Here is a 9,566-nt window from a genome sequence, read left to right as displayed (position 1 = left end):
AAGCGCAGCAATGCGTGCAGCTGACGGGTACTAATCGGTCGAGGGCTTATCCTAATGACGTGGGTAAGCTAACGGATGTTTCATACACTTTCACCAATCGCTTTGATCGTATCGCCGTAACAGGCTATACGGTTCGTGCCAGCTAAAGCTGCACGATTTCGCATCCAGTTTTCAAGGCGCAAGCCTTGATGTATTAGTGTGGCGGTGTAGCTCAGCTGGCTAGAGCATTCGGTTCATACCCGGAGGGTCGGGGGTTCGAGTCCCTTCGCCGCTACCATTCTTTCTTTACGCAAGTCCCGTGGAGGCTTAGCTCAGCCGGGAGAGCATCTGCCTTACAAGCAGAGGGTCGGGGGTTCGATCCCCTCAGCCTCCACCACTTCACCCCAAAAAGTGAAGTTTGTCTTCGAAGCGTATTCCGATTACTTTTCGGGGACCCCATGTTTATCGCGGAGCCGTGGTGTAGTGGCCCAACATGCCTGCCTGTCACGCAGGAGACCGCGGGTTCGAATCCCGTCGGCTCCGCCATTTTTTTCTTCGTAAGGCTCGATAGCTCAGCTGGTAGAGCAGAGGACTGAAAATCCTCGTGTCGGCGGTTCGATTCCGTCTCGAGCCACCATTTTGTTTAATCCGGTCCATCATTAATGGTTATAATGATAATCGGTTCTTATCGTGGAGGCTTAGCGAAGTGGCCAAACGCGGCAGACTGTAAATCTGTTCCTCACGGTTCGGTGGTTCGAATCCATCAGCCTCCACCAGTTTTTTCATCAAGAGCCATTAGCTCAGTTGGTAGAGCACCTGACTTTTAATCAGGGTGTCGTAGGTTCGAGTCCTACATGGCTCACCATTCAAACAAACAGACAGACGTGCAAACGTCTGTTTTTTTTGTATATTCGTATGCCGATACCTTCTAGGGGAGAAGTTAAGATCATCTCGCTTATCGGAGGCACGGCTTATGATGTACTTATATGCGCTCCTGTTCTCTTTCGCGGTTGTCCTCGTTCTCGTACCGGTAGTTCGTCAGCTCGCTATCCGCCAAGGCTTCGTGGATCGCCCGACTCGTCGGAAAATCCATGTGCAGCCTGTACCGTTGTCCGGCGGCGTAGCGATCTTCATAGGCGTGATCGGAACTTCGTTCGAGTTCATGAACGATCACGCTTTGTTCCGCACCTTAATCATCGGAGGCACGACTCTCGTCTTGATCGGGTTGATCGATGACTACTTCAAATCGCGTAACCGCGAATTTCCAGTCTGGCCTCGATTAATTATTTACATAAGCGTTGCCCTCGTACCGGTATGGCAAGGGATAGCCATTCAGGGCGTATCCTCACCATCATCGGTAGCCATGATCCACTTCTCTCCCCTAATCGGCGGACTAGTCACGATGATCTGGGTATTCGCCCTCATTAATATGTTGAATTTCATTGATGGCGTCGATGGATTGGCATCCGGTGTGTGCGTCATTTCCTCTTTGACGTTATTCGCGGCGTCGCTGATCGGCAATCAACCGAGTACGGCACTCGTAGCGGTGGCGCTTGCCGGGTCGTGTCTCGCCTTTTTGGCGTATAATTTTCATCCGGCGAGAATATTCATGGGCGATGCAGGCGCGACCTTCCTTGGCTATACGTTAGCCGTTACGGCGATCGAAGGGACGCTCAAAGGTGCGACCATTTTATCCTTGTCCGTGCCGCTTCTAGCTATGGGCGTACCCATTCTCGATACCGCCATCGTATTCATACGCAGGTTAATCGAAGGCAAGGGATTGCATCGCGCGGACAATCTGCATACGCACCATAGCCTCATGAAATGGGGATTGACCCAAGTTCAGACGGTTTCTTTTATTTATTTGATCGCGGCCGTGTTCTCGTTATTATCCATCGTCGTGTTATTGGTGCTTCATTAAATAAAAAGCCCGCGCCAGGGATCGCCCTCGATTGCGTCAAATATGGTACAATGACCCAGAGATCGCATCCTTACTTAGCAAGGGGCACAAGTCATGAATAAAACCAGACTGCAGCAGCTAGAGCAACTGCTTGATGCGCCGGTATTGCCTAGGGTGATGACAGCGGCGGAATGGGAACGCGAAGGCGGCAAAAGGAATCCCGAGGTAGGCGATACGCTCGTTAATCCCGAAGGAGTCCGTATTATCGCCCGCGTGAACGGTTCCGAAATACACGTCCTGGAGACGGCTGCTAAGTTGACTCCTTTAGAAGAAAGACTGTTAAGCTACGTTCTGCAAAATAATAACGCAAAACCTCAAACCGCTTCCACGGATTTGGAACGTCAAGCTAGACGGCTTGGCGAATGGATTCAACAGTCGGTAACCGCGGGAGAATGGCGCGCTGAAGTTCCGGATCGCATGGAATTGCGCAATCGCTTATTCGACGGGATGGTACCGTTCCTGCTGTCATGCGAGCAAGTGGAAGATAAAGAACCTACTTATACCGAGCTAGAGAAAACGATACGTACTTTTATATCCGATGAGACTTTGCTGATTCCTTTGCGCGAGCATGAATGGCTCGTTTTGAGCACCGATCGGGTGCTGACGGAAGCCGAGGCGGAAAGCGACGAGGTGCTTGGGCACGAGGAAACGAAGGAAGTGCTCGCATCGCTAGCCGAAGGGCTGCACCAACTGGTCACCGGCGAATGGGGCGGAGAATGCCATATTGCGGTCGGGGAGCCGATCGTACCTTCGGAGAACGTCGTTAGGATCGTCGGTACGTTGCGGGAAACCATATTCCTGGGGCGTAAATTCCATGTAGGCATGCAGGTTCATTTACCGTGGCTCGTTCATTTGGAGCGTTTGCTCAGCGGTATTCCCGAGCTCGTACGCTCCCGATTCGTAGAGGAAATGATGGGGAGACCGGATCTATTCACCGACTCCGAGACGATCACGACGCTCGATGCGTTCTTCTCGATGGACTGTAACGTAAGCGAGACAGCGAAGAAATTGTACATCCACCGCAACACTTTATTGTACCGTTTGGATAAAATTAAGCACGAAGCCGGACTGGATGTCAGGTCGTTTAACGACGCAGTATTAGTACGCATTCTACTGCTATTGTACAAAGTCACGAAAAGGAAATGAATTTTTTGTACGCTTTGTGCATAGTCATTTGGCTTGGGTCTGAGGTAAGATAGTCGTGTACCTTCAAACGAAGTTTAGGGGGAAATATAATGGCTGGCGTACGTTTAGAACATGTGTATAAAAAATATGCAGGCACTGACAAAGCATCGGTTACTGACTTTACCTTGGATATCCAAGACAAAGAATTTTTGGTACTTGTAGGTCCTTCCGGTTGCGGTAAATCCACGACGTTGCGGATGATCGCAGGTCTTGAAGAAATTTCCGAAGGTAAGCTCTACATCGGCGACCGCGTCGTGAACGACGTAGCCCCGAAAGACCGCGATATCGCGATGGTATTCCAATCCTACGCTTTGTATCCACATATGAACGTGTACCAAAACATGGCATTCGGTCTGAAATTGCGTAAATTCCGCAAAGACGAAATCGACCGTCGCGTTCGCGAAGCAGCACGCACGCTCGAAATCGAGCACTTGCTGGATCGCAAACCAAAAGCATTGTCCGGTGGTCAACGCCAACGTGTTGCTCTGGGCCGCGCAATCGTCCGTGAACCGCAAGTGTTCCTGATGGACGAACCGCTTTCCAACTTGGATGCTAAACTGCGTACGCAAATGCGCGCTAACATCTCCAAATTGATGAAACGTCTAGAGACGACTTGTATCTACGTAACCCATGACCAAACGGAAGCAATGACCATGGGCGACCGTATCGTCGTTATGAAAGACGGCTTCATTCAACAAGCTGCTACGCCTGAAGAGCTCTACAACCACCCATTGAACCTGTTCGTTGCTGGCTTCATCGGCGCTCCTGCGATGAACTTCATCACGGGTCAACTCGTGGAAGACGGCGGTTCCGTACGTTTCCGCGCTACGGGCTTCAACGTTGTCGTTACCGAAGGCAAAGCTAAGGCGCTTCGCGCTAAAGGCTACATCGGCAAAGAAATCATTCTCGGCATCCGCCCTGAAGATTTGCACGAAGAGCCAGTATTCATCGAAGCTTCCCCGAACAGCATCGTGAACGCTACAATCGAAGTTTCCGAGAACTTGGGTCACGAAATGTTCCTGTACTTGAACGGTCTTGGCAAAGACAACGTTATCGCTCGCGTTGACGGCCGCTCCGGACTTCGCGAAGGTCAGAACGTTAAGCTCGCTATCGATATGAACAAAATTCACGTGTTCGATAAAGATACCGAAGAGAACATCTTCGAGCACGAGTAAAATTTGCGCAAATAAAGAGAACCGTTCGGCTTAATGGCCGAGCGGTTTTCCTTCTTGTACGACGATTGAATCCTTTCATTGCGTTGTCCGTTTATTTTCGATACGATGAGAAGAGGTAAATTGGAAAAAGGAGCTGTACGATGGCTAAGAAAGTGAGAGTATCCGAACTCGTGCAGCAATTTCACTTGGAGATCGTAGCAGGTGAAGACGGACTGCGCCGCAAAATCGTGACGGACGACTTGAACCGTCCCGGCTTGGAGATGGCCGGTTATTTCAACTATTACCCTGCGGATCGCGCGCAGATCCTCGGGAGAACCGAACTAGCATTCTTGGAGACGCTTACGACGGAGGAAAGACGCGATCGCATGGAGCGGCTCTGTCATGAGGAGACGCCATGCGTTATAATAACGCGCGGACTAGATGCTCCGAACGAGCTCATCGAGATTGCTAACGAACGGCAATGCGCGGTGTTGCGCAGCAGCGTAGCAACGACGATACTGCTTAGCCGGATAACGAACTTCCTGGAGAAGAAACTTGCCCCTTCGGCTACGATCCATGGCGTACTAGTAGACGTATATGGCGTAGGTATGCTTATTACCGGGGGGAGCGGCATCGGGAAGAGCGAGACGGCATTGGAGCTCGTCAAGCGCGGACATCGTCTCATCGCGGACGACGCGGTCGAAATTCGTCAGACGTCCGATAACCAGCTATTCGGAAGCGCTCCTGACTTGATTCGTCATCTCCTCGAAATACGAGGACTGGGCATTTTGAACGTCATGACTTTGTTCGGCGCAGGCGCCGTGCGCAATCAGACGAATATTAGCTTGGTCGTGAAGTTGGAGAACTGGCAGCAAGACAAGCAATACGATCGTCTTGGTTTGGACGAGGAGACGACGAAGATCATCGAGACCGACGTGCCGCTCTTAACCGTACCGGTAAGACCAGGTCGTAACTTGGCGGTCATATTGGAAGTCGCCGCCATGAACTATAGGCTGAAGCGTATGGGCTATAATGCGGCATTGCAATTCACGAACAAGTTGACCGAGGCTATCTCGGACGACGAATTCGAATAAGGGCTACGGAGGATGTCTATGTTTCGTCTAACACTGGATCCGATTGCATTCGAGCTCGGACCGATCACGGTTCATTGGTACGGTATTATCCTGGGACTAGCTGCGCTGTCCGGGTTATTGATCGCTATCCGGGAAGGTAAGCGCTTCGGCATTATTCCCGACTTCTTCTTGGATTTGATGCTGTTCGGCGTCCCGTCGGCGATTATCGGCGCACGTCTCTATTACGTCCTGTTCAAGTGGGATTATTATTCGAAAAATCCCGGCGAAATCGTTCAGATCTGGAATGGCGGCATTGCGATCTATGGCGCGCTGATCGGCGCGTTGGTGTGCGGGTTTTTCTACATACGCTCCAAAGGCTATTCCTTCTGGCGTATCGTCGATATTTGCGTTCCGTCGCTGCTGATCGGTCAAATGATCGGTCGCTGGGGCAACTACGTTAACCAGGAAGCATACGGTGGCGAAGTAGAGGAGTCGTTCCTCCGCCACACGTTGCACCTGCCGGCGTTCATCGTAGATCAGATGAACGTGCAAGGGGTTTATCACCACCCTACGTTCCTGTACGAGTCCTTGTGGAGCTTGGTGGGATTGGGCGTGCTATTCGTCCTTCGCCGCCAGAAGTTTCTGCGCGCGGGAGAACTGTTCTTCATCTACTTCATCTGGTACTCGATCGGACGTTTCTTCATCGAACCGCTTCGTACGGACAGCTTGGCCTTCAATGGACCGGATTGGCTCGCATCGCTGATGAACGGTTTATGGACGCCAATGAAAGCGATATTCGATACCGGAGAAGGATATTTGAACCCGGCGGAGGGCAATGTGCGCATTTCTCAGCTCCTCGCGTTACTTATTGTCATAATCGGTATCGCTATGATCGTGCTCAGACGCCAAATGGGCTGGGCGAAAGAACGGTATACCGATCCGCTCGTGAGTACGAAAACGGCTGCGGCTACCGATGTAACGGAATCCCAGGAGCTTAAGGCTCCGACTACGGAGACCGCGCAACAACAGGAAGAAACGGAGACAACCGAGAATGACGCCAAGCAAGAAGATCGAAGCGGTCCTGTTTGATCTTGACGGGACGATCATCGATACGAACGAACTGATCATTCAATCCTTCCTCCACGCGCTTAAAGGAATCGTTCCTGAAAGCTTCGGAAGGACGCATATTATACCGAGCATGGGACAACCGCTGACGATGCAGCTGCAGCAGTTTTCCGGACGGGAGAACGTCGAAGAGCTTACCCAGATCTACAGGGAATATAACCACCGCAGGCATGACGAGATGGTGGCGTTATTCCCGGGCGTAGCGGAAGTCGTTCCGGTTTTGCATGCGGCCGGCATCCGAATCGGAATCGTAACGACGAAGATGCGAGCGACGACGCTGCGCGCGCTTCAATTGCTCGGATTGTCCGAGTATATGGATACGATCGTGACGTTGGACGATGTCCAGCATGCGAAGCCTCATCCCGAGCCGGTAGCGAAAGCGATCGCGGCGCTAGGGGTCGACGCATCCGCTACGTTAATGGTCGGAGACAGCTCGGTGGACATTAAGTCCGCGCTGGCCGCGGGTGCCGTGCCTGTCGGAGTAGCATGGTCCCTCAAAGGAGCGGACAATCTGTACGAAGCCGGAGCGGTTCACATGCTGCGCGAAATGAATGAGCTTCTCACATTATGCGGAATTGCGGGTGGCGGGGATTGAGGAACGTAGAGCGGTATCCGGTAGAGGGGCCTAACGCGCTCTGGCAAGTATATCGAACGGTATCCCGCTTGAAAGCCGTACGTAATTTCATCTTCATCCAGATCGCGAGATATTGTCCGAGCTTGCCGGCCAAACGTTGGATTTATCGGCGGATACTGGGCATGAAGGTCGGACGGCATACTTCTTTCGCTCTTATGGTGATGGTGGACGTCTTCTTTCCGGAACGGATCACGATTGGAGACAATTGCATTATCGGTTACAACTCCACGTTGCTCACCCATGAATATCTAATTAAGGAATATCGTCTCGGTAACATCGTGATCGGCTCCGAGGTAATGATCGGGGCTAACGTCACGATTTTGCCGGGTGTAACGATCGGGGACGGAGCCGTCGTGGCGGCTGGTTCGGTCGTACACAAAGACGTTGCGCCGGGCGCTTTCGTCGGCGGAAATCCGCTCCGAGTGATCGAGCGCAAGGCGGAATAAAAACCCAATAGCAAGAAATAACAGAGAGCCGCTGAGAAGCGGCTCTTAAAATTTAACATTGTTATCAAACTCCGATAACATTACAATAATAGAGTTCAACTTTGTATTGGGAGTGAGAAATTAATGAAGGCAGCTTGGAATAGCTTCGTGCGAACGCCGTTTGTGCTGACGTTCATTTTATTAATGCTGAAGATGATGTTGTTCCGTCATTTCATCTTCGAGAACATTCAACTAACCGGACTGCTCGCCGACGCGGCAGCGATATTAACGATACTGTGCCTGTTCGAACTTATCGTTCCATCAAAATGGAAACCTCTCGGTCATGGCATTGTTAACGCCATTATCTCGTCCTTATTGTTCGCCGCAACCGTTTATTTTAGCTACTACGGTACGGTCCCGATCTATACGGCCCTCTATGGGCTCGATCAAGTGGGACAGATCCACGATAGCGTTCAATCGTCGATTCAGACGTCCAACTACTTGCTCTTTATCGACGTGGCCGCTTTGGCGATTGTCGGCTTGTGGAGCTTGTTGAAGGGCATTCGGATTTTCACGAAGCATCACATCGCCAAGCCGATGAACGTGCTCATCTCGCTGATTGCTTTTGCCGTCATCTCCGGTGGCTTCATCAGGGCAAACAACGACATTCCGAACGAGCTTGTACAAGCGGAAAGCCTCGGCTTCCTGAACTATGAGCTTACGGCGGGCATCAAAGTAGCCCAAGAAGACGGTGTGTCCAAAGAGACGATCGCCGCCATTCCTTCGATGCAGCAAAATTTGGAGGAGGAATTCGCGAAAGACGGAGGCACGTCCGAACCGAACGGACAAGCGCCCGCTTACTTCGGTGTAGCTAAAGGGAAGAACGTAATCGTCATTCAGATGGAGGCGTTCCAAAACTTCGCGATTAATATGTCCATCGACGGTCAAGTCATTACGCCGAATTTAAACGCGCTCATCGGCGATAGCTTCTACTTCCCGCACTTCTTCCAGACGATCGGGCAAGGTAATACTTCCGATGCGGAATTCATGTCGAACACTTCGATTTATCCGACCGGCGTCATCGCGATGTCCACCGGATATGGAGATCGGGAAATTCCGAGCATGCCAAGATTGCTGAAGCAAGACAATTACGTATCGAATACGTTCCATATTAACGACGTTACGTTCTGGGATCGCAATAAGCTGTATCCTGCGCTAGGATTCACGAAGTATTACGACAAGCCGTCTTTCAATAACGATAAGTTCAACGCGTTCGGCGCTTCCGATATGGAGCTATACCGGGTTGGCTTGGAGAAGCTGACGGACTTGCACGAGGCCAAGACGCCTTTCTACGCGCAATTCGTTACCGCATCCAGCCACCATCCGTTCAAGGTGCCAAAAGCGTTGCAACGGATTAAAGTGCCCGCTTCGATGGAAGGCACGCAGCTCGGTAACTATTTGATCGCGTTGAACTATACCGACTACGCGCTCGGCGAGTTCATTAAAGGGCTTAAAGAAAAAGGCATGTGGGACGATACGATTCTCGTCGCCTACGGCGACCATTTCGGATTGCAGCCGAAGGATAACGACCCTGCTTGGGTAAGCGAACAACTCGGCATCACCTACCAAGAGCGGGTTAGCCGGTTTAACATTCCGTTGTTCATTCACGTGCCGGGCGTCAAGGGCGAAACAAAAGAGCAAGTCGGCGGACAAGTCGACATTATGCCGACGGTCGCCAACTTGCTCGGGATTTCGTTCAAGGACCGCAATTATACCGCGTTCGGACATGATTTGCTTAACGTGGAGCATAACGTAATCGGAATGAGATATTACTTGCCGACCGGTTCGTTCTTCAACGACGATGTACTGTTCGTGCCCGGCAAAGGCTTCGACGACGGTTCCGCCATCGATCTGAAAACGTTGCAGCCCGTAGCGGATTTCAGCAAGTATCGCAAAGACTATGATTACATTCTTTCCTTGGAGCAATTATCGGATCAATACGTTAAGTCGCTTCCGCAACGTCAGGAATAG

Annotated in this window: 8 protein-coding genes and 6 tRNA genes; all 14 read left to right on the top strand. The window is 51.4% G+C overall.

What is annotated here, in order from left to right; all coding sequences use genetic code 11:
- Positions 1-200: 200 nt before the first annotated feature.
- The 14 genes from ACFPQ4_RS15110 (at position 201) to ACFPQ4_RS15045 (ending at position 9,566) form a co-directional block, all read left to right on the top strand.
- A tRNA-Met gene (locus tag ACFPQ4_RS15110) sits at positions 201-277 on the top strand.
- 23 nt (positions 278-300) lie between these two features.
- A tRNA-Val gene (locus tag ACFPQ4_RS15105) sits at positions 301-376 on the top strand.
- Between the two features lie 72 nt (positions 377-448).
- A tRNA-Asp gene (locus ACFPQ4_RS15100) sits at positions 449-525 on the top strand.
- A 15-nt stretch (positions 526-540) separates the two neighbouring features.
- Positions 541-616, top strand: a tRNA-Phe gene (locus ACFPQ4_RS15095).
- A 55-nt stretch (positions 617-671) separates the two neighbouring features.
- Positions 672-755 (top strand) — tRNA-Tyr (locus ACFPQ4_RS15090).
- Positions 756-768: 13 nt separating this feature from the next.
- Positions 769-844 (top strand) — tRNA-Lys (locus tag ACFPQ4_RS15085).
- Positions 845-952: 108 nt separating this feature from the next.
- Positions 953-1,900 carry an MraY family glycosyltransferase gene (locus ACFPQ4_RS15080; protein ID WP_378112696.1) on the top strand — a complete coding sequence of 316 codons (948 nt, stop codon included), beginning with the start codon at positions 953-955 and terminating at the stop codon, positions 1,898-1,900.
- A 93-nt stretch (positions 1,901-1,993) separates the two neighbouring features.
- Positions 1,994-3,085: a PucR family transcriptional regulator gene (locus ACFPQ4_RS15075; protein ID WP_378112695.1), complete on the top strand. Its 1,092-nt coding sequence runs from the start codon at positions 1,994-1,996 to the stop codon at positions 3,083-3,085.
- An 89-nt stretch (positions 3,086-3,174) separates the two neighbouring features.
- Positions 3,175-4,299 (top strand): ABC transporter ATP-binding protein, encoded by a 1,125-nt coding sequence (locus tag ACFPQ4_RS15070; RefSeq protein WP_378112694.1) that lies wholly within the window; start codon positions 3,175-3,177, stop codon positions 4,297-4,299.
- Positions 4,300-4,439: 140 nt separating this feature from the next.
- Positions 4,440-5,372, top strand: coding sequence for an HPr(Ser) kinase/phosphatase (gene hprK / locus ACFPQ4_RS15065; protein ID WP_378112693.1), 933 nt, complete (start codon positions 4,440-4,442; stop codon positions 5,370-5,372).
- Between the two features lie 18 nt (positions 5,373-5,390).
- The gene (lgt, locus tag ACFPQ4_RS15060; protein WP_378112692.1) at positions 5,391-6,440 is read left to right on the top strand and encodes a prolipoprotein diacylglyceryl transferase; all 1,050 of its coding nucleotides are present in this window, start codon (positions 5,391-5,393) and stop codon (positions 6,438-6,440) included.
- Complete coding sequence (ppaX, locus tag ACFPQ4_RS15055) at positions 6,403-7,071, top strand: pyrophosphatase PpaX (protein ID WP_378112691.1); 669 nt, start codon at positions 6,403-6,405, stop codon at positions 7,069-7,071. The genes lgt and ppaX overlap by 38 nt, the downstream gene beginning before the upstream one ends.
- Complete coding sequence (locus tag ACFPQ4_RS15050; protein WP_378112690.1) at positions 7,068-7,556, top strand: acyltransferase; 489 nt, start codon at positions 7,068-7,070, stop codon at positions 7,554-7,556. The genes ppaX and ACFPQ4_RS15050 overlap by 4 nt, the downstream gene beginning before the upstream one ends.
- A gap of 123 nt (positions 7,557-7,679) precedes the next feature.
- Entirely contained in the window at positions 7,680-9,566 is a 1,887-nt protein-coding gene (locus tag ACFPQ4_RS15045; RefSeq protein ID WP_378112689.1) for an LTA synthase family protein, read from the top strand.

Origin of the sequence: Cohnella yongneupensis (genome assembly GCF_042655785.1) — a bacterium.
Taxonomy (GTDB): Bacteria; Bacillota; Bacilli; order Paenibacillales; family Paenibacillaceae; genus Cohnella; species Cohnella yongneupensis.
The sequence above is the reverse complement of the archived record's forward strand: the minus strand, read 5'-3'. Positions and strand labels throughout refer to the sequence as shown.

Coding starts and splice junctions, on each gene's coding strand:
- hprK (WP_378112693.1), top strand. CDS start 4,440: ATGGCTAAGAAAGTGAGAGTATCCGAACTCGTGCAGCAATTTCACTTG.
- ACFPQ4_RS15070 (WP_378112694.1), top strand. CDS start 3,175: ATGGCTGGCGTACGTTTAGAACATGTGTATAAAAAATATGCAGGCACT.
- ACFPQ4_RS15080 (WP_378112696.1), top strand. CDS start 953: ATGATGTACTTATATGCGCTCCTGTTCTCTTTCGCGGTTGTCCTCGTT.
- ACFPQ4_RS15045 (WP_378112689.1), top strand. CDS start 7,680: ATGAAGGCAGCTTGGAATAGCTTCGTGCGAACGCCGTTTGTGCTGACG.
- lgt (WP_378112692.1), top strand. CDS start 5,391: ATGTTTCGTCTAACACTGGATCCGATTGCATTCGAGCTCGGACCGATC.
- ppaX (WP_378112691.1), top strand. CDS start 6,403: ATGACGCCAAGCAAGAAGATCGAAGCGGTCCTGTTTGATCTTGACGGG.
- ACFPQ4_RS15075 (WP_378112695.1), top strand. CDS start 1,994: ATGAATAAAACCAGACTGCAGCAGCTAGAGCAACTGCTTGATGCGCCG.